Annotated in this window: 19 protein-coding genes; 13 read left to right on the top strand and 6 right to left on the bottom strand. The window is 67.4% G+C overall.

Annotation, left to right across the window (positions count from 1 at the left end; genetic code table 11):
• The first annotated feature begins 129 nt into the window (after positions 1–129).
• The 4 genes from ON34_RS02360 (at position 130) to ON34_RS02345 (ending at position 3246) form a co-directional block, all read left to right on the top strand.
• On the top strand, positions 130–1323 hold the full coding sequence (locus ON34_RS02360; protein ID WP_040773454.1) for an acyl-CoA dehydrogenase family protein: 1194 nt from the start codon (positions 130–132) through the stop codon (positions 1321–1323).
• A gap of 20 nt (positions 1324–1343) precedes the next feature.
• Positions 1344–2447, top strand: a complete 1104-nt coding sequence (locus ON34_RS02355) for an acyl-CoA dehydrogenase family protein (RefSeq protein ID WP_040773453.1) — start codon at positions 1344–1346, stop codon at positions 2445–2447.
• Between the two features lie 132 nt (positions 2448–2579).
• Positions 2580–2819, top strand: coding sequence for an AbrB/MazE/SpoVT family DNA-binding domain-containing protein (locus ON34_RS02350; RefSeq protein WP_040773451.1), 240 nt, complete (start codon positions 2580–2582; stop codon positions 2817–2819).
• Entirely contained in the window at positions 2809–3246 is a 438-nt protein-coding gene (locus ON34_RS02345; protein ID WP_051022078.1) for a type II toxin-antitoxin system VapC family toxin, read from the top strand. The genes ON34_RS02350 and ON34_RS02345 overlap by 11 nt, the downstream gene beginning before the upstream one ends.
• A gap of 201 nt (positions 3247–3447) precedes the next feature.
• On the opposite strand, the gene ON34_RS02340 is transcribed toward ON34_RS02345, so the two are convergent.
• Positions 3448–4035 (bottom strand): TetR/AcrR family transcriptional regulator, encoded by a 588-nt coding sequence (locus ON34_RS02340; protein ID WP_040773449.1) that lies wholly within the window; start codon positions 4033–4035, stop codon positions 3448–3450.
• A 101-nt stretch (positions 4036–4136) separates the two neighbouring features.
• Between ON34_RS02340 and ON34_RS02335 the strand changes: the two genes are divergently transcribed.
• Complete coding sequence (locus ON34_RS02335; RefSeq protein ID WP_040773447.1) at positions 4137–5324, top strand: FAD-dependent monooxygenase; 1188 nt, start codon at positions 4137–4139, stop codon at positions 5322–5324.
• 59 nt (positions 5325–5383) lie between these two features.
• On the opposite strand, the gene ON34_RS02330 is transcribed toward ON34_RS02335, so the two are convergent.
• On the bottom strand, positions 5384–7033 hold the full coding sequence (locus tag ON34_RS02330) for an acyl-CoA synthetase (RefSeq protein ID WP_040773612.1): 1650 nt from the start codon (positions 7031–7033) through the stop codon (positions 5384–5386).
• Positions 7034–7093: 60 nt separating this feature from the next.
• On the opposite strand from ON34_RS02330, the gene ON34_RS02325 reads away from it, so the two are divergent.
• Positions 7094–7876: a crotonase/enoyl-CoA hydratase family protein gene (locus ON34_RS02325; protein ID WP_040773446.1), complete on the top strand. Its 783-nt coding sequence runs from the start codon at positions 7094–7096 to the stop codon at positions 7874–7876.
• 78 nt (positions 7877–7954) lie between these two features.
• Here the strand turns inward: ON34_RS02325 and ON34_RS02320 are convergent, their stop codons facing one another.
• Positions 7955–8374 carry a VOC family protein gene (locus ON34_RS02320; RefSeq protein WP_040773445.1) on the bottom strand — a complete coding sequence of 140 codons (420 nt, stop codon included), beginning with the start codon at positions 8372–8374 and terminating at the stop codon, positions 7955–7957.
• Positions 8375–8556: 182 nt separating this feature from the next.
• Here ON34_RS02320 and ON34_RS02315 point away from each other — a divergent pair, with 182 nt between their 5' ends.
• The gene (locus ON34_RS02315; protein ID WP_040773443.1) at positions 8557–9558 is read left to right on the top strand and encodes a sigma-70 family RNA polymerase sigma factor; all 1002 of its coding nucleotides are present in this window, start codon (positions 8557–8559) and stop codon (positions 9556–9558) included.
• A 489-nt stretch (positions 9559–10047) separates the two neighbouring features.
• Here the strand turns inward: ON34_RS02315 and ON34_RS02310 are convergent, their stop codons facing one another.
• Both ON34_RS02310 and ON34_RS02305 read right to left on the bottom strand, forming a co-directional pair.
• The gene (locus tag ON34_RS02310; RefSeq protein WP_373291844.1) at positions 10048–11607 is read right to left on the bottom strand and encodes an acyl-CoA synthetase; all 1560 of its coding nucleotides are present in this window, start codon (positions 11605–11607) and stop codon (positions 10048–10050) included.
• Positions 11608–11632: 25 nt separating this feature from the next.
• The gene (locus ON34_RS02305; protein WP_373291843.1) at positions 11633–12802 is read right to left on the bottom strand and encodes an LLM class F420-dependent oxidoreductase; all 1170 of its coding nucleotides are present in this window, start codon (positions 12800–12802) and stop codon (positions 11633–11635) included.
• Between the two features lie 149 nt (positions 12803–12951).
• Between ON34_RS02305 and ON34_RS02300 the strand changes: the two genes are divergently transcribed.
• The 5 genes from ON34_RS02300 to ON34_RS02280 are packed head-to-tail and all read left to right on the top strand — an operon-like array spanning position 12952 to position 17460.
• The gene (locus ON34_RS02300; RefSeq protein ID WP_040773437.1) at positions 12952–13875 is read left to right on the top strand and encodes a Zn-ribbon domain-containing OB-fold protein; all 924 of its coding nucleotides are present in this window, start codon (positions 12952–12954) and stop codon (positions 13873–13875) included.
• 12 nt (positions 13876–13887) lie between these two features.
• The gene (locus ON34_RS02295; RefSeq protein WP_040773434.1) at positions 13888–14925 is read left to right on the top strand and encodes a thiolase family protein; all 1038 of its coding nucleotides are present in this window, start codon (positions 13888–13890) and stop codon (positions 14923–14925) included.
• A complete protein-coding gene (locus ON34_RS02290; protein WP_051022077.1) occupies positions 14922–16142 on the top strand; it encodes a thiolase family protein in 1221 nt (406 codons plus the stop codon). Before ON34_RS02295 ends, ON34_RS02290 begins: the two co-directional genes overlap by 4 nt.
• 5 nt (positions 16143–16147) lie before the next feature.
• On the top strand, positions 16148–17050 hold the full coding sequence (locus ON34_RS02285) for a TIGR03619 family F420-dependent LLM class oxidoreductase (RefSeq protein WP_040773609.1): 903 nt from the start codon (positions 16148–16150) through the stop codon (positions 17048–17050).
• Entirely contained in the window at positions 17047–17460 is a 414-nt protein-coding gene (locus tag ON34_RS02280; protein WP_040773429.1) for a nuclear transport factor 2 family protein, read from the top strand. Before ON34_RS02285 ends, ON34_RS02280 begins: the two co-directional genes overlap by 4 nt.
• A 60-nt stretch (positions 17461–17520) precedes the next feature.
• On the opposite strand, the gene ON34_RS02275 is transcribed toward ON34_RS02280, so the two are convergent.
• Entirely contained in the window at positions 17521–18822 is a 1302-nt protein-coding gene (locus ON34_RS02275) for a cytochrome P450 (RefSeq protein WP_373291842.1), read from the bottom strand.
• A 101-nt stretch (positions 18823–18923) separates the two neighbouring features.
• Here ON34_RS02275 and ON34_RS02270 point away from each other — a divergent pair, with 101 nt between their 5' ends.
• Entirely contained in the window at positions 18924–20087 is a 1164-nt protein-coding gene (locus ON34_RS02270; RefSeq protein WP_040773423.1) for a steroid 3-ketoacyl-CoA thiolase, read from the top strand.
• Positions 20088–20112 lie beyond the last annotated feature (25 nt).

Below are 20112 nucleotides of genomic sequence, written 5' to 3'. Positions count from 1 at the left end.
CCGAAGCCTAACAAGCCGAGCGGGCCCTGCGGGGCGTCATCGGGGGATTCCGTATCAATACTGGAACATGTTTCAGTCCATATGCAATGATCGGGAGAACCCGATCCAACGAAGGCATGAGGTACTGCCATGCGCATTGCGTACACGCCGCAACAGGAGCAGCTGCGCGCGGAGTTGCGCGACTACTTCGCGCGGCTCATCACCCCCGAGCGCAGGGCGGCGCTCAGCGCGCAGACCGGTGAGTACGGGCAGGGCAACGTCTATCGCGAGGTCGTCCAGCAGATGGGCCACGACGGGTGGCTGGCGCTGGGCTGGCCCAAGGAGTACGGCGGCCAGGACCGCCCGACCATGGACCAGCTGATCTTCACCGACGAGGCCGCGATCGCGGGCGCGCCGGTGCCGTTCCTGACCATCAACTCGGTCGCGCCGACGATCATGCACTACGGCACCGAGGAACAGAAGAAGTTCTTCCTGCCCAAGATCGCGGCCGGGGAGCTGCACTTCTCCATCGGTTACTCCGAGCCGGGGGCGGGCACCGACCTGGCCAGTCTGCGCACCACCGCGGTGCGCGACGGCGACGAGTACGTGATCAACGGCCAGAAGATGTGGACCAGCCTGATCGCCTACGCCGACTACGTCTGGCTGGCCGTGCGCACCGACCCGACGGCCAAGAAGCACAAGGGCATCAGCATGCTCATCGTCCCGACCACCGCCGAGGGCTTCTCCTGGACCCCGGTGCACACCATGGCCGGCCCGGACACCAGCGCGACGTACTACCAGGATGTCCGGGTGCCCGCGAGCGCGCTGGTCGGTCAGGAGAACGGCGGCTGGGCGCTGATCACCAACCAGCTCAACCACGAACGCGTGGCGCTCACGTCCGCCGGGCCGCTGGCGCTGGCGCTGCGCCAGACCGTGGAGTGGGCCAGCAATACCAAGGCCAGTGACGGCTCGCGGGTGATCGACCGGGAGTGGGTGCAGCTCAACCTGGCGAAGGTGCACGCCAAGGTCGAGTACCTGAAGCTGCTGAACTGGGAGATCGCAAGCCGGGCCGACGCGGGCGGCGACGCGGCTCCGCGGCCGTGGGATGCCTCGACCTGCAAGGTGTACGGCACCGAGCTGGCCACCGAGGCCTACCGGCTGCTCATGGAGGTGCTCGGTCCGCAGGCGTATCTGCGCCAGGACTCCCCCGGCGCCGAACTGCGCGGACGACTCGAGCGGATGCACCGCGCCGCGCTCATCCTGACCTTCGGCGGCGGCACCAACGAGGTGCAGCGCGACATCATCGCCATGACCGCCCTGAAGCAGCCTGCCGCTGCCCGCTGATCGGAAACGAGTAGACCACCATGGATTTCACCCCCACCGAAGCCCAACTGGATCTCGCCCGGCTCACCGGCGAAGTATGCGGCAAGCTGGTCACCGCCGACCGGTTGCGCGAACTCGATACCGCGGACGAGCGATTCGACCAGCCGCTGTGGAGTTCGCTCGCCGAGACCGGCGTGCTCGCCGCGGCCCTGCCCGAGTCGGTCGGCGGCAGCGACCTGGGCTCGCTGGAGCAGACCGCCGTCCTGCGCGAGCTGGGCAAGCATGTCGCGGCCGTGCCGTACCTGTGGTCGATCGTCCTCGGCGCGGGCGCGCTGGCCCGCTTCGGCGGTGCGGCGCAACAGGATCTGGCCACCCGTGCCGGCGCGGGCCGGATCATCCTCACCGTGGCTCTGGCCGAAGAGCGCAACTGGGAGCCCGCCGTGCCGACCACCACCGCGGTCGAGACCGGCGATGGTTGGCGGCTGACCGGCGCGAAAACCACCGTGCCGTACGCGAACCGCGCCGAGCGAATCCTGGTGCCCGCCACGGTGTCCGGCACCACCGCGGTGTTCCTGGTCGATCCTGCGGCGGCGACGGTGACGGCACAGCAGGGCGTCGATCGCAGCCCGGAGTTCGCGGTCGAACTCACCGATACCCCAGGTGAATTGGTCGGCACCGTCGCCAGCGGCGCGGAGATCCTCGACTGGATTCTGACCCGCGCCTGGCTCGGACTGAGCGCCCTGCAGCTGGGCACCCTGGAACGAGCGCTCGAACTGGTCGCCGAATACGCCAGGGAGCGAGAGCAGTTCGGCAAGGCGGTCGGCAGTTTCCAAGCCGTCGCCCAGCGGCTCGCCGACGCGTACATCGACGTGCAAGGCCTGCGCTTGGCGACGACCCAGGCGGCGTGGCTGCTGTCGGAGGACCTGCCCGCGGCGGAGGCCGTGCACACCGCCAAGTTCTGGGCCGCCGACGCGGGCCACCGCGTCGCGCACACCGTCGTCCACGTGCACGGCGGCGTCGGCATCGACCGCGACCACATCGTGCACAACTACTTCACCGCCGCCAAACACAACGAGTTCGCCCTCGGCACGGGCACCGACCACCTGCGCGCGCTCGGCGCACTCCTCGCAGGAACCCCGGTCTGAACGGATCCCCGAGTCGGCCCGCCGCCACGGCGGGACCGACTACACGTTCGGAGCGCGCCTGATCACCTTGCTGCGCGGAGTGAGTATTACGTACTACAGTTATTACGAACACCATGCAACGAGGAGGCTGTGATGCTGCTGAACAGCAAGGGCCAGGTGACGATCCCTGCCCACCTTCGGGCCAAGCACAATCTTCACGAGGGCGACGATGTGGAGATCATCGAAGTCGATGGCGCGCTGCGGATAGTGCGAGCCGAAGGCGCCTCTACCCGAGGCCAACGCCTCGTCCGGCGACTGCGCGGCACGGCGGACAGCAGGGACATCGAAGGCATGAGCACCGACCAGATCATGGACCTGCTTCGTGGCGAGTAGCCTGACGCCAATTGGTGGAGCTGCCGTTCTGATCGACACCTGCGTTCTGCTTGACGTGATGACCAATGACAAGCGCTGGGCGGAATGGTCGGCGCACCGAATCACCGAGGCATTGGATTCGGGTCGGGTCGTCATCAATCCGATCATTTACGCCGAGGTCTCTGTCGGATACGACACAGTCGAAGAACTGGATTATCTGCTGCCCTTCGACGAGTTCGAGCGCGAAGCGCTGCCGTTTCGGGCAGGCTTCCTTGCAGGCAAGGCGTACCAGCGTTATCGGCGCAACGGCGGTGAGAAGCGTTCACCGATGCCCGACTTCTACATCGGAGCACATGCCGCGATGGCGGGCTACCGATTGCTGACCCGGGACGTCGCGCGGTACCGCAGCTACTTCCCGACCGTCGAACTGATCGCGCCCACCCCCTGATTCGGCCCCCGACGTCAGGATTCAGGACAGTCTCCGGTTCAACTCCTCACTGGCTTGCAAGACGTGATCGGCAGCTTCGTCGAACATGCTGTGGCCCGCCGTCTCCGCGTGCGGCGGGCAACCAGCTCCTGCTCGGAGGCGAATATTCAGATCAGCCATCCCTCGATGATGCCGCACGCGACTACTCGGACTGTTCGGATTTCAGTCGGACGGAGACGAAGTCAAATAGCGCTGGATGGTGGGCGCGACATCCGCGATGATCTGCTCGCGGGTCAGCGCGACAACCGGTGGCAGGCGCAGCACGTAGCGGCACAGGGCGAGGCCGAGCATCTGCGTGACGATGAGACCGCCCCGGCGCGGGGCGTCGGCGGGATCGCCGAAGCGCAGGACGGCGGGCAGCACTTGCTGGGCGAAGATCGCGCGGAAGCGTTCGCCGACCGCGTCGTCGGTGATGGATGAGCGCAGCAAGGTCAGCATTACCTCCTGGTTCGGCTGCTCCTCCCAGATCGCGAAGAACCGGCGAACCAGCAGTTCACCCAGGGCATCCGGCTCCGCGGAGCTGAGATCGGGCAGGTCCAGGTCGATGTCGACCGCGGCCGCGAACAGGCCGTCTTTGCTGCCGAAATACCGCATGACCATGGACGGGTCGATGGCGGCGTCGGCGGCGATGGCGCGGATGGTGGCCTTGCGGAAGCCTTCGGCGGCGAAGCGGGCGCGGGCGGCCGTGAGGATCGCGGCACGGGTCGCGTCCGAGCGGCGGGCGGGGACTCGATCAGGCTCGGCAGTCATGCCAACAAGAGTAGGCCAACAACTGTTGACTTCAATCTCCGGACGGGGCTATGGTTATGCCAACAAGCGTTGGCCTACAAACGTTGACTTGAGGAGTTCCGATGAACACCACCCCGAACTCGCTGCCCGCGACCACCTCCGTCGTGATCGTCGGCGCCGGACCGGCCGGACTGACCGCCGCCATCACGCTGGCCGACGCCGGGGTGGATTTCGTGCTGCTGGACCGGCTCGCCGAAGGCGCGAACACCTCGCGCGCCGCCGTTGTGCACGCCAGGACACTCGAGGTGCTCGAGCGGCTCGGCATCGCCGACGAACTGGCCGCGACGGGTATCGTCGTGCCGCGCTTCACAGTTCGCGACGGCAAGCGCGTGCTCGCCACGATCCTGTTCGGCGGTCTTCCGACGCGCTACCCGTACACCTTGATGACCCCGCAGGACACCACCGAAGCGGTTCTGCTGAACCGGCTGCGCAAGGCGGGCGGCGACGTGCACCGGCCGTGCCAGGTCAGCAAGGTGATCGGCGAAACCGACGGCGTGACGGTCGAATACACCGATGCGGCAGGAGTCACGGGCAGCATCCGCGCCGCCTACGTCATCGGGGCCGACGGCATGCACAGCCTGGTGCGCGAGCAGGCGGGCATCGGATTCACCGGCGCGACGTACCCGGAATCCTTCGTGCTCGCCGACGTGCGGATGGACTGGCCCGTCGCACGCGACGAAGTCGCCCTGCACCTGTCACCCGAAGGGGTCACCGTGGTCGCGCCGCTGCCGGACCAGGACGAACCGAACCGCTACCGCGTGGTCGCCACCCTGGAAACGGCGCCCGAACACTCGACCGCCGAGGACATCCAGTCCATCCTGGACACCCGCGGGCCCGGCGGCGAGGTGAAAGTTCGTGAGGTGCTGTGGAGCTCGCGCTTCCGCGTGCACCACCGGGTCGCCGACCACTACCGCAGTGGCCGAATCCTCCTGGCGGGCGACGCCGCCCACGTGCACAGCCCAGCGGGCGGCCAAGGAATGAACACCGGCATCCAGGACGCCGCCGCCCTCGGCCCGCTGCTGGCCCGAGTACTCGCGGGCGAGCCGGACACCCTGCTGGACGACTACGAAGCCACCCGCCGCCCCGTCGCACTCGGCGTCGTCTCGTTCACCGACCGGATGACCAAGATGGCGACCTTGCGTCCCCGCCCGGCCCGTGCGGTGCGCAACCTGACGCTCGCCACCCTCACCCGCATCCCCGCCGTCCGCCGCCGCCTCGCATTCCGACTGGCCGAACTCGCCAACCGCTGAACAGGCGCCGAGATCCGACCGGGCGGGCCGCGAAGTGCGGCCCGCCCGGTCGTGGGTTCCTACTTGGCGCTCGCCTCGACGTGGTCGTCCGCGGGCCGGGCCTGGGTTTGCTCTTTGGCCCAGCGGTAGTCCGGCTTGCCCGCCGGGGAGCGCTTGATCTCGTCGACGAACCAGAGACTGCGGGGCAGTTTGTACGGGGCGATCTCCTGGATGAGCAACGGGCGCAGCTCTTCGAGCGTCGGCCGGTTCTCGCCGCGACATTGCACCACCGCGACCACCCGCTGGCCCCAACGTTCGTCCTCGATGCCGACCACGAGCGCGTCGAAGATCTCCGGGTGCGTCTTGAGCGCGCCCTCGACCTCCTCGGGGTAGATCTTCTCGCCGCCGCTGTTGATGCAGACCGAACCACGGCCGAGCATCGTGACCGTGCCGTCTTCCTCGACCCTGGCGAAGTCGCCGGGGATGGCGTAGCGAATCCCGTTGAACTCCTTGAACGTCGCCGCGGTCTTCGCTTCGTCTTTGTAGTAGCCGAGCGGGATGTGCCCGCGCCGCGCCAGGATGCCGACCTTCCCGGAGCCGGGCTCCACCGGATTGCCGTCCTCGTCGAGCACCTCGGTGGAGGCGTCGATCTTCACCCGGGGACCTCCGGTGTGCGTCGCGCCCTTGGCCACGATGGAGATACCGCCGAAACCGGTCTCCGAGGAGCCGATCGAATCGGAGATCATCCGGTTGGGCAACAGCTCCAGGAACTGGTCCTTGAGCGCGGGCGAGAACAGCGCCGCGCTGCTGGCCATCACATACAGGCTGGAAAGGTCATAGGGCTGACCGGTTTCCGGATTGCCCTCGATCAGGGCGTCCAGCATCGGGCGCGCCATCGCGTCGCCGGTGATGAAAATGAGATTGATCTTGTGCTTGTCGACGGCCCGCCAGACGCCGTGCCCGGAGAACTCCGGGATCATCACGGCCTTGCCGCCGCCGAACAGGCTGTGGAAGGTGGCCCACTGCGCGCCGCCGTGGATCATCGGCGGAATCGGGAACCGCACCATCGGCGGGCTGCCTGCGCCGACCTTCGCCAATTCCCACTCGTCCTGGACGTATTCGCCGGTGATGAAGTTGATGCCGGCGCCGAGCACCCGCCACACGTCCTCCTGGCGCCACATGACGCCCTTGGGCATGCCGGTGGTACCGCCGGTGTAGACCATGTACAGGTCGTCCGGGGAGCGTTCGCCGAAGTCGCGCTCACCCGAAGACCGCGCGATCACCGCCTCGTATTCCACCGAATCCGCTGCGGTGGGAATCGTCCCGGTCGTATCGTCGTCCACGACGATGACGGTGCGCAGCTTCGGGGTGTTCGGTGCGACCGCGGCCACCTTGTCGCTGTAGCGGCGCTCGTGGATCAGCGCGACCATGTCCGAATTGTCGAAGATGTATTGCAACTCGTTCTCGACATATCGGTAGTTCACGTTGATCATCACGGCGCGCGCCTTGAAGATCGCGACCATTGCCTCGACGGCCTCGATCGTGTTGCGTGAGTAGATGCCCACCTTGTCGCCCGGCTGGACTCCCTGTTCTTGCAGGTAGTGAGCGAGTTTGTTGGCCCGCTCCTCCAACTGGGCATAGGTGACCTCGCGGCCGTCGTCGGCCAGCGCGACGCGGTCGGGCATCAGATCGATGGCGTGTTCGACAAGGTCCGCTATGTTGTAGCTCACAGCCATAAAAATAGAACGTGTTACTGTTTCTGACAAGGCTCGAAGTCAGGAGAATCAGCAATGCCGCACTGCCTCGTCGAGAAGCGCGACCATGTCCTCATCGTCACCATGAACCGGCCCGAGGCGCGCAACGCGCTGACCGGCGAGATGATGGCGATCATGAAGTCCGCCTGGGACCAGGTGGACAGCGATCCGGACATTCGAGTGGCGATCCTGACCGGCGCGGGCGGCGCGTTCTGCGCGGGCGCCGATCTCAAGGGCATGACTTCCGCGCACCCCGGCGACACCATGGAGGGCGGCGGCTGGAATCCGGCCAAACTGGAGGCGCTGCTCAAGGGCCGCAGGCTCACCAAGCCGCTGATCGCGGCGGTCGAGGGCCCCGCCATCGCGGGCGGCACCGAGATCCTGCAGGGCACCGACATCCGCGTGGCCGGGGAGAGCGCGAAATTCGGTGTGTCCGAAGCGCGTTGGGGCCTGTTCCCGCTGGGCGGCTCGGCGGTGCGGCTGGTCCGCCAGATCCCCTACACCGTCGCGGCCGACATCCTGCTCACCGGTCGGCACATCACGGCGGCGGAAGCCAAGGAGGTCGGCCTGATCGGGCATGTGGTGCCGGACGGAACGGCGCTGGACAAGGCACTCGAACTCGCCGGGCTGATCGCCGCCAACGGTCCCCTCGCGGTGCAGGCCATCCTGCGCACCATCCGGGAGACCGAGGCCATGCCGGAAGAGGACGCGTTCCAGATCGACGCCAAGCTCGGCATGGCGGTGTTCCGCTCGGCCGACGCCAAGGAAGGCCCCAAAGCGTTCGCGGAGAAGCGCAAGCCCACTTTCACCGGCAACTAAGCGAAAGCGCAACGCCCCCCGATGCGTGTGCGCGCCGGTCGGCGCGCACACGCATCGGGGGGCGACCCCTCGCCGGGCTCAGTTGCTGCCCGGGTAGTCCATCCAGAACGGCTCCCACTGGTGGCCGTCGGGATCGATGAACGTGCGGCCGTGCATGCCGACCTGCGCCTCCTGCGCGCGCTTGTCCTCGTTCACCTCTTCGGTCGCGCCCGCCGCAAGCGCGGCGGCGGTGAGACTGTCGACCTCCGCGGCGCTGCCGAGCGACAGCGCGTATGCGGCATTGATCGCCGCCTTCGTGTCGGCCAGCGGCCGCTTGCTGAAGGTGGTGAAGAAATCCTTGGTGAGCAGCATCAGGCAGATGTTGTCGTCGACCACGATGCAGGCGGCGTTGTCGTCGGTGAACTCCTGGTTGACCTTCCAGCCCAGTGCCTCGTAGAAGGTCTTCGACCGGTTCAGGTCGTCGACGGGGAGATTGATGAAGATCATCTTGCTGCTCATGGCCTCGTCCTTTCGAGCGCATCGTTCGTGTCACTGGATATGACGGGCCATCCCGGAAAAACTCATCGTCACGGCAAAGGTGACACGTCCCACAAACCGCACAGGTTTAATGATCTTGATCGGTGCGGGCGCTCGAGCTCGAGGCCTGTTTTGTGTCGGTGGCCTGTGGCAGGGTGGCACCCATGAACGACTCGCCCGGCTCCTCCGCGGGCCTCGCTCCCGACGTGCTCGCCTCGTTCGAGACCCATCGCAGAGAGCTGTGCGCGTACGCCTACCGCATGCTCGGCTCCTCCTTCGAAGCGGAAGACGCGGTGCAGGAGACCTTCACCCGCGCGTGGAAGTCCTATGCCTCGTTCGAGGGCCGGGCCAGCCTCCGATCCTGGCTCTACAAGATCACCACGAACGTCTGCCTCGACATGCTCGACGGCCCGCAGCGCAGGGCACGTCCGATGGATCTGTCCGGTCCGTCGCGGCCGGATTCGCCGCTCCCGGCGCCGCAGCCGGACTACGTCTGGATCGAGCCCATCCCGAACGCGCTCGCCTTCGGCGCCGATCCGGCCGAGCACGCCAGCGCCAAGGACACCCTGCGCTTGGCCTTCGTCGCCGCCTGCCAGCACCTGCCCGCCACCCAGCGCGCGATCCTGATCATGCGCGAGGTCCTGCGGTTCTCCGCCAGCGAGACCGCCGAGGCGCTCACCATGTCACCCGCGTCGGTGAACAGCGCCCTGCAGCGGGCGCGGGCCACCATGTCCAAGGTCCAGCCGACAACGACCGATAGCTACGACGAGACCGACGAGGACCAGCGCAGACTGGTGGACAACTTCGTCAAGGCGTTCGAGGCCTACGACATGGACACGCTCACCTCGTTGCTGAAAGAGGATGTGGCACTGTCCATGCCGCCGATCGAGCTGTGGATCTCCGGCCCGGAGAACGTGGCCGCGTTCATGCTCGGCACCGGAAGCGCCTGCCGCGATTCGCGACTGGTGCGGTTGGCGGGCGCCAACGGCCTGCCCGCCTTCGGCCACTACAAGCCGGGCGCCGAGCCGGGCGTGTGGGTGCCGTGGTCGATCACGGTGCTGGAACTCGACGGCCACACCATCGCCGGGCTGAACTTCTTCCTCGACACCGAGAAGCTCTTCCCGCTCTTCGGCCTCGCCCCCGAACTCCGCGAGCCGGTGCGCTGATCAAGTGAACTGAAGCATCGAGGGGAGTCAAATGGCGGCTGCAGGGCAAAAGAGAGCCACCATTTGACTACCCTCGATCCCGCGAAAGCCCCTCAGCCGGGATTTCTGAACGCAACCACAGCCGGTTGGCCACGCTGGAAGCCCACGGGATGTGACCAACTGCGGGAGGTAAGCCGGGTACGGCACTCGACGCGCCCAGCACCGCCAGAGAAAACAATGGTAGGCGGGCATCACTCGAAGCCTGCCGCGGAGAAGTCCCTGGCGATGCCCCGAGCTGAGTACACCCTCCATGCTTGTACTGGAGCAGTGCTGGGCACGCTGGGGGCCGTACCGACTTACCTCCCGCCGTCGATCACGCACCCGCAGTCCCAGCCCAGTCAACCGGCTGTGGTTGCGTTGGAGAACTCGAGAGCATCGACGGGAGTCAAATGGTGGCTTCAGGGCCAGAGAGAGCAACCATTTGACTACCCCGGATCTCACCGGGCCGCGTTACTGCGCCGGGATGTAGCGGTCGCGGAGTTTGCGCTTGTAGAGCTTGCCGTTGGGGTCGCGTGGTAGTTCGGGGAGGTAGTCGATCGACTTGGGCATCTTGTACTTGGCCAATTGCGTTGCGGCGAAGGTGAGTAGCTCGGTGGTGAGTTCGTCGTTGCCCTCGAATCCCTCCGCGGGCTGCACGACCGCCTTCACTTCCTGACCCCAATCGGGATGCGGGATGCCGAAAACCGCGACGTCCGCGACCTTCGGGTGGGTGATCAGGACGTTCTCGATCTCGGCGGGATAGATGTTCACACCGCCGGACAGGATCAGGTCCGAGCGCCGGTCGTGCAGGTAGAGGTAGCTGTCCTCGTCGAGATGACCGATGTCGCCGACGGTGAACAGATCACCCACGCGCGAGTCCTCGGTCTTGGCCTTGTCGTGGTGGTACTCGAAACTCGAAGCGCCCATGCGCATGTAGACCAGGCCGGGTTCGCCGACCGGGACCTCGGAGCCGTCCTCTTCGCTGAGCACCTTGATCACCGACCACGGCCACGCCTTGCCCACCGAGCCAGGCTTGCGCAACCACTCGGTGCCGTTGATCACCGTCCCGCCGCCCTCGGTGGCCGCGTAGTACTCGGTGACGGTCGGGCCCCACCACTCGAGCATCTGCCGTTTGGTCTCCTGCGGGCAGGGCGCGGCGCCGTGCACCATGCTGCGCAGCGAGGAGACGTCGTACTTGGCGCGCACTTCCTCCGGCAGCGCGAGCAGGCGGTGGAACTGGGTGGGCACCATGTGGCTGTGCGTCACCCGGTACTTGTCGATCAGCCGCAGCATTTCCTCCGCGTCCCAGCGATCCATCAGAACGAGCTTGTGGCCCAACTGAATCGAGATGGTGGCGAAGTTCAACACCGCCGTGTGATACAGCGGCGAGCCGCAGATGTGCACGTGATCGTCATAGGGCGCGAGGCCGAAGAGTCCGAAGAACGCGGTGGTGTGCGGCGGAACGACATCCGGGTCGGCGCCGGTGAGCGGGCGCCGAACTCCCTTGGGCCGTCCCGTGGTTCCGGACGTGTAGAGCATCGGCGCGCCCGTGCTGCGATCGGTCGGACGCCCGGTGTCGGCGGCGCCGAGCCAGGCCACCGACTTGAAACCCTCGATCTCGCCCACCGCGAACCGCGCCGTCGCGGGCAGTCCCGCCTCGTCGGCCGCGGCCTTCGCGGTGGCGGCGAAACGATCGCTGGCGATGAACGCCTTCGCCTCGCTGTCGCCGAGGATGTAGGCCACCTCCGGGCCGGTGAGATGCCAGTTCACCGCGACGATGTACAACCCGGACTGATAGGCCGCGAAATAGGCGGCCACCGCCTCCACACAGTTGTGCACCATGCTCACCAGCACATCGCCGGTATTCAAGCCGAGCCCCCGCAGGCCGGTGGCGTAACGATTGGCCAGCGTTGCCAATTCGCGATACGTCACCTCCCGGCCCGCCGGATCGACCATCGCGATCCGATCGGGTTCGGCTTCGGCGATGTTCCACAGACCGAGAATTTCCACTGACTCCTGCGTCGTCACCACGCCATTGAATTTAGAACGTGTTCTACTATTCGACAAGGGGTGCCAACCGGCGCAATTGCGCGATATCGGGAACCGAAACCAGCATCATGGTGACGCCGGCGGCCTCCCACACCTTCAGCTGCCCCCGGACGTGCTGCTCGTCGCCGATGATCGCGGTGTCCAGAATCAGCTCGTCCGGCACCGCCGCAGCGGCCTCGGCCTTCTTGCCCGCCTGGAACAGCCGCCCGATCTCGTCGACCTCGCGGTCATAGCCCATCCGCCGATACACCTGGGCGTGGAAGTTCAGCTCCGGCGCGCCCATGCCGCCGATGTAGAGCGCCATGATCCAGCGCATCCGCTCCAACTCGCTCGCCGGATCGTCGGTGATCACCACCTGGCAACTGGCGGCGATCTCGAAATCGTCCCTGCCGCGCCGCGCACCCGCCCTGGCGAAGCCCTCGTCGAGCCAGTCGTTGTACATCCCGGCCAGCCGGGGCGCGTAGTAGATGGCCAGCCAGCCGTCGGCGATCTCGGCGGTGAGAGCCACGTTCTTCGGCCCCTCCGCGCCCAGCCAGATCGGCAAATCCGCACGTAGCGGATGCACGATCGGCTTGAGCGGCTTGCCGAGTCCGAGCGAGCCCGGCCCGGTGTAGGGCAGTGGGTAGTGCGGGCCGTCGCTGGTGACCGGCGCCTCGCGGGCCAACACCTTGCGCACGATGTCGACGTACTCCCTGGTGCGCTGCAACGGCTTGGCGAACGGCTGCCCGTACCAGCCCTCCACCACCTGCGGGCCGGAGACGCCGAGGCCGAGAATCGCGCGGCCGCCGCTGAGGTGATCGAGGGTGAGCGCATGCATGGCGGTCGCCGCGGGCGTGCGCGCGGACATCTGCACCACCGAGGTCCCGAGGCGTACCCGCCGGGTCGAGGATCCCCACCAGGTGAGCGGGCCGAAGGCGTCCGACCCCCAGGACTCGGCGGCGAACACGGCGTCGAACCCGGCTTCCTCGGCCGCCACCACCAGTTCCCCCGCGTTCGCGGGCGGCTGAGCCATCCAGTACCCGAGTTGCAATCCGAACTTCACACCGGACCCCTTTCCGATCGACTGCGTTTGCCTCGGCGGCGTCAGCGAGCCTCTCGGCCCATCGTCCACACCGCCGCTTGCCACCAGAGTTAGAACCTGTTCTACTCGATATCGTGACTCAGGGGAATACTGCATCCACGACAATCGCGGGTGGGAGCGGCACGGGATTGGACACTGCGGCGCGAGCGACGGGCCCGGAGGCGGCAGCGGAGCGTAACCACGCAGGGCCCCGGGAGCGCCGCCAATCTGACCCAGCGCCCGAGGTACTCAGCGCGCCCCTGCGGGTGCGTTTCGATTACACCCGCTCCGTCGGAACCACCATCGGGACGTTCTTGACCAACCTGCGCGACCGCAAGATCGTCGGCGCGCGCGGCTCGGACGGCCGGGTGATCGTGCCGCCGCCGGAATACGACCCGATCACCGCCGAACCGCTGACCGAATTCGTCGACGTCGCCGACACCGGCACCGTCGAATCGTGGACCTGGGTACGTGACCCGCTGCCCGGCCAACCGTTCGACCGCCCGTTCGCCTGGGCGTTGATCCGGCTCGATGGCGCGGACACCACGTTGCTGCACGCCGTCGACGTCGCCGCGCCGGAGGACATCCACACCGGCCTGCGGGTAACCGCTCGGTGGGCGGCGCGGACCGAGGGCAGCATTCGGGACATCGCGTGCTTCGAGCCCGGCGAGAAGTCCGGCGCGCCTGCCGAATCCGGTCCAGCGGCCGAGCCGGTCACCATGATCACCACCCCGGTCGACCTGTCCTACAAGCACACCGCCTCCCCGCAGGAGACCGTCTACCTGCGCGGACTCGCCGAGGGCAAGCTGATCGGAGCGCGCACGGACGCCGCGGGCAAGGTGTACTTCCCGCCGCGCGGCGCGAACCCGACCGATGGCAGGCCGACCAACGACTTCATCGAGCTGCCCGACCGCGGGACGGTGACCACGTTCTGCATCGTCAACGTGCCGTTCCTCGGGCAGCGGATCAAGCCGCCGTATGTCGCGGCGTATGTGCTGCTGGACGGCGCGGACATCCCGGTGCTGCACCTGGTGCTCGGCTGCGACGCCAGCGAAGTGCGGATGGGCATGCGGGTGGAGGCGGTGTGGAAGCCGCGCGAGGAGTGGGGCTACGGCCTGGAGAACGTGGACCACTTCCGTCCCACCGGCGAGCCGGACGCCGACTACGAGACCTACAAGCATCACCTCTGAGAGAGGCGCACGTTGACTGACAACGCCACCGACATCGCGGTCGTGGGTTTCGCCCACGCACCGCACGTGCCGGAGACCTTCGGCACCACCAACGGCGTCGAGATGCTGGTGCCCTGCTTCCAGCAGCTCTACGACCGACTCGGCATCACCAAGTCCGATATCGACTTCTGGTGCTCGGGATCCTCCGATTACCTTGCCGGACGCGCGTTCTCGTTCATCTCGGCGGTCGACGCGATCGGCGCGGTGCCGCCGATCAACGAATCGCACGTGGAGATGGACGCCGCGTGGGCGCTGTACGAGGCGTGGGTGAAACTGCGTTCCGGGCAGGCGAAGACCGCGCTGGTGTACGGCTTCGGCAAGTCCTCCGCGGGCACGCTGCGCCAGGTGCTCACCATGCAGCTGGACCCCTATCTGGTCGCCCCGCTGTGGCCGGACGCGCTGTCCATCGCCGGATTGCAGGCGCGCGCCGGGCTCGACGCCGGGCGCTGGACCGAGCGCGATATGGCGGCCGTGGCCGCGGGCGAATCCGGTGACGTCGACAGCCTGCTGGACAAACCGTATGTCGCCGATCCGCTGCGCGCCCACGATGTCGCGCCGATCACCGACGGCGCGGCCGCGATCGTGCTCGCGGTCGGTGATCGCGCCCGGGAACTGTGCGAGCGTCCCGCCTGGATCACCGGCATGGCGCACCGGGTGGACACCCCGGTGCTCGGCGCACGCGACCTCGCCGTCTCCCCCTCGACGTCGGCCGCCGCCAAGGCCGTCACCGGCGCCGACACCAGCGGTTTCGACATCGCCGAACTGCACGCGCCGTTCAGCCATCAGCAGTTGATCCTCACCGAGGCCATCGGCCTGCGCGACGGCACCGCGATCAACCCGTCCGGCGGCGCGCTGGCGGCCAACCCCATGTTCGCGGCGGGCCTGGAGCGCATCGGCTTCGCGGCCGAGGCGATCATGGCGGGCTCGGCGAATCGCGCCCTCGCCCATGCCACCAGCGGGCCTGCCCTTCAGCAGAACCTTGTGACTGTTTTGGAATCGGAGGCCCAATGACTACAGCATCGCGCAGCGATTCGGTGAGGGGCGGGGGTCGGGCGACGGGTGGGCGTTTCCCCGCCGCGGTGCTCGGCACCGGACAAACCCATCACGTGACGAAACGCACCGATGTGTCGATGGCGGGCATGTGCCGCGAGGCGATCGATCGCGCCCTCGCCGACGCCGGGCTGACCATCGCCGATATCGACGCGGTCGTGGTCGGCAAGGCGCCCGACCTGTTCGAGGGCGTCATGATGCCCGAGCTGTATCTGGCGGACGCCTTGGGCGCGACCGGGAAACCGCTGCTGCGCGTGCACACCGCCGGGTCGGTCGGCGGCTCCACCGGCATCGTCGCGACCAACCTGGTGCAGGCGGGCGTGCACAAGCGCGTGCTCGCGGTGGCCTGGGAGAAGCAGTCGGAATCGAACGCCATGTGGGCGTTGTCGATCCCGGTGCCGTTCACCATGCCCGTCGGCGCGGGAGCGGGTGGGTATTTCGCACCGCACGTGCGCTCCTACATCCGCCGCTCGAACGCGCCGGGCCACATCGGCGCGATGGTCGCGGTGAAGGATCGCCGCAACGGCGCCAAGAACCCGCTCGCCCATCTGAAGCAGCCCGACATCACGCTGGAATCGGTGCTCGCCTCGCAGATGCTGTGGGACCCGATCCGCTTCGACGAGACCTGCCCCTCCTCCGACGGCGCATGCGCGATCGTGCTCGGCGACGCCGACGCCGCCGCCTCCGTCGAGGCCACCGGCAGGAAGGTCGCCTGGGTGCACGCCACCGCGATGCGCACCGAGCCGACCACCTATGCCGGACGAGACCAGGTGAATCCCCAGGCGGGACGCGACGCGGCCGCGGCGCTGTGGGAGGCGGCCGGGATCACCAACCCGCTGGAGGAGATCGACGTGGCCGAGATCTACGTGCCGTTCTCCTGGTTCGAGCCGATGTGGCTGGAAAACCTCGGCTTCGTGCCCCCGGGCGACGGCTGGAAGCTCACCGACAAAGGTGAGACCGAGATCGGCGGCACCCTGCCGGTCAACCCGTCCGGTGGCGTGCTGTCCTCCAACCCGATCGGCGCTTCGGGGCTCATCCGGTTCGCCGAGGCGGCCAAGCAGGTGATGGGACGGGCCGGGGACTATCAGGTCGAGGGTGCGCGCAAGGCGCTCGGTCACGCGTACGGCGGCGGGTCGCAGTACTTCTCGATGTGGGTGGTCGGATCGGAGCGGCGGTGACCGCCATGAAGTTCACCCTCGGCATCGCGCTGAGCCCACTGGACCAGCTGCCCGAGCTGGCGAAAACCGCTGAGGAATGCGGCTTTTCGTCGATCGCGCTGCCGGACTCGCTGTTCTACATGAAGTCGGCGGCGGCGAAATACCCGTACACGCCAGACGGCAGCAGGTTCTGGGGACCGGACACACCGTGGGTCGACCCGCTCATCGGCGCGACCGCCATGGCGGCCGTGACCAGCCGCATCCGCTTCTACACGAACGTGCTCAAGCTGGGTTCGCGCAACCCGCTGCTGCTGGCCAGGCAGGTCGGCTCGGTGGCCAATCTGTCCGGCAACCGCTTCGGCTTCGGCGTCGGGATCGGCTGGGCGCCGGAGGAATTCGAGTGGTGCGGGGCGCCGTTCGCGCGGCGGGGCGCCCGGGTGGACGAGATGATCGAGGTCATCAAGCTGGTCTTGGGCGGAGGGATGGTCGAGTATCACGGCGAGTTCTTCGACTTCGATCCGTTGCAGATGAGCCCGGCGCCGAGCGAGCCGGTGCCGTTCTACATCGGCGGGCACACCGACGCGGCGCTGCGGCGCGCAGCACGGGTTGGCGACGGCTGGACCTCGGCCATGATGACCTACGACGAGCTGCGGCGCACGATCGGAAGACTCGGTGAGCTGCGCGCCGAGTTCGGCAGGACCGGCGAACCGTTCGAGATCCAAGCGGTATGCGTAGACCGCTTCGGCCGGTCCGGGTATCAGGACCTCGCCGACGCGGGCGTCACCGACGCGATCGTGGTGCCCTGGCTGGCCGACGGCATCGGCTTCGACGGCGAGCTCGCCGCCAAGCAGGACTCGCTGCGCAAGTTCGCACAGCAGAACATCGCCGAACCGATCGTGGCCGCGCGGCCGGGAAAGGACACGCCATGAGCAGTGAGCACCCCGCCAGAGCAGCTGGCCTCGCGTCGCAGGCCGCGGTTCGAGCGCGGGACAAGCAGGCATGGGTCGCGCTGTTCGCCGAGGACGGCATCGTGGAAGACCCGATCGGCGCGTCCGGATTCGATCCGGAGGGCAAGGGACACCGCGGCAAGGAAGCCATCGCCGCGTTCTGGGACAAGGCGATCGCCAAGACCGACCTGATCGAGTTCCTGTTCGGCGACTCGTTCGCCTGCGGCAATGAAGTCGCCTTCACCGGCACCATCCGCAGCACGATCGGCGGTCACCGGATCGACGCCGACGGCGTGTTCACCTACCGGGTGGACGAGGACGGGAAGATCGCCGCCCTGCGCGCGTTCTGGGAGGTCGATCGCGCCATGGCGACCGCGCGACCGGTCGACTGAACGCACTCCGAACGAATAGGGGCCCGCACACCATGCCGGTGTGCGGGCCCTTTTCGGATCTCAGTGCGCGACCGGGCACGTCTTGTAGTCGACCGGGAACTCCTTGATCCCGTTGAGCCAGCCCGAACGCAGCCGCTTCGCGTCGGCGACCTTGGTGATGTCGGGCAGGTGATCGGCAATGGCGTTGAAGATCAGGTCGATCTCCAGCCGGGCCAGATTCGCCCCGATGCAGAAGTGCGCGCCGGTGCCGCCGAAGGCCAGGTGCGGGTTGTCCTTGCGCATGATGTCGAACTTCTCCGGGTGATCGAAGACGTCCTCGTCGAAGTTCGCCGAGCGGTACAGCATGACCACGCGCTGCCCCTTCTTGATCCGCACGCCGCCGAGTTCGGTGTCCTCCAGCGCGGTCCGCTGGAACGAGGTGACCGGGGTGGCCCAGCGGATGATCTCGTCGGCGGCGGTGGCGGGCCGCTCCTTTTTGAACAGCTCCCACTGGTCCGGGTTCTCCAGGAACGCCATCATGCCGTGCGAGATGGCGTTGCGGGTGGTCTCGTTGCCCGCCACGGCGAGCATGATCACGAAGAAGCCGAACTCCTCCTCGGTGAGCTTGTCACCGTCGACATCGGCCTCGATCAGCGTGGTCACGATGTCGTCGGCCGGGCACTGCTTGCGGGCGGCCGCCATCTGGTAGGCGTAACCCAGGATCTCGGCGGAGGCCGCGACCGGGTCGGCGGTGCTCTCCGGGTCGTCGTAGCCGGTCATGTCGTTGGACCAGGTGAACACCTTCATCCGGTCTTCCTGCGGCACGCCGATCAGCTCGGCGATGGCCTGCAGCGGCAGTTCGCACGCGACCTGGGTGACGAAATCGCCGGACCCCGCCTCGGCCGCCGCCTTCACGATCGACTCGGCGCGGGCCGACAGCTCGGCACGCAGACCGTTGATGGCGCGCGGCGTGAACCCGCGCGAGATGATCTTGCGCAGCTTGGTGTGCTCGGGCGCGTCCATGTTCAGCAGGACGATGCGTTGCAGCTCGATCTGCTCGCGGGAGATGTCGTCGTTGAACCGCGGGATGGCGGTGTTCTCGTAGCTGGAGAACACGTCGCTGCGCCGCGAGACCTCTTTGACATCGGCGTGCTTGCTGACCACCCAGAAACCGTCGTCGTGGAACCCGCTGACGTCGGGCGACTGCGGATTCCACCAGATCGGAGCGGTCCGGCGCAGTTCGGCGAACTCCTCGACCGGAACACGCTCGGCGTAGATGTCCGGGTCCGTGACGTCGAACCCGTCCGGGAGATTCGGCCGGGTATTCCGAGTGTCTACCACCAGATGTCTCCTTCGACAAACTGAAACACGTTCTATAATCATTGAAGCACAGGCGGGAGAATGAGGAAAGAAACCGGACAGATCCACCCCCGGCAAGTGCTATGAACGCGTTTCAGTTTTCTGTCCCTGAGGAAAGGTTGGACATGGGCACACCCGTGATCGTCGAGGCCGTACGCACCCCGATCGGCAAGCGCGGCGGCTGGCTGTCGGGCCTGCACGCGGCCGAACTGCTCGGCCTGGCCCAGCGCGGACTGCTCGAGCGAGCACACCTGGACCCCGCGCAGGTCGAGCAGGTCATCGGCGGATGCGTCACCCAGGCGGGCGAGCAGTCCAACAACGTCACCAGGGTCGCCTGGCTGCACGCGGGCCTGCCGTGGCAGGTCGGCGCCACCACCATCGACACGCAATGCGGGTCGGCTCAGCAGGCCAACCACCTGATCGCCGGTTTGATCGCCGCCGACGCGATCGAGGTCGGCATGGCCTGCGGCGTCGAGGCGATGAGCCGGGTTCCGCTGGGCGCCAACGTCGGCGAGAATGCCGGTCCGCGCAGGCCCGCGTCGTGGAGCATCGACCTGCCCAATCAGTTCGAGGCGGCGGAGCGAATCGCCAGGCGGCGCGGCATCACTCGCGCCGACGTGGACCAGTTCGGCGCGCGCTCACAGCGCCTGGCCGCGCAGGCATGGACCGAAGGGCGCTTCGACCGCGAGGTACTGACCGTCACCGCGCCCGCAGTCGACAAGGAAGGCAACCTCACCGGCGAAAAGCTCGATGTGGCACGTGATCAGGGTCTGCGCGAGACCACCGTCGAAGGCTTGGCCAAGCTGAAGCCCGTACTGGAGGGCGGCGTGCACACCGCCGGGTCGTCCTCGCAGATCTCCGACGGCGCCGCCGCCGTCCTGCTGATGGACGAAAAGGCCGCGCGGCGAGCCTGTTTGCGGCCGCGGGCGCGGATCGTCACCCAGGCGGTGGTCGGAGCCGAGCCCGAATTCCATCTCGACGGCCCGGTGCAGGCGTGCACCCGGTTGTTGGAACGGTCCGGCATGAATATCGGCGACATCGACCTTTTCGAGATCAACGAGGCGTTCGCGTCGGTCGCGCTCTCGTGGGCGTCGGTCCACCGACCCGACATGGACCGGGTCAATGTCAACGGCGGCGCCATCGCGCTCGGACATCCCGTCGGCTCCACCGGATCCCGCCTTCTCACAACGGCTTTGCACGAGCTGGAGCGCAGCGACCGGAGCACCGCAATGGTTCTCATGTGCGCCGGTGGCGCACTAGCGACAGGCACAATCATCGAACGTTTGTGAAGTTTCAACCACTTTGCCCGTTTGT

This window comes from Nocardia pneumoniae NBRC 100136 (genome assembly GCF_000308755.1).
Classification (GTDB): domain Bacteria; phylum Actinomycetota; class Actinomycetes; order Mycobacteriales; family Mycobacteriaceae; genus Nocardia; species Nocardia pneumoniae.
The sequence above is the reverse complement of the archived record's forward strand: the minus strand, read 5'-3'. Positions and strand labels throughout refer to the sequence as shown.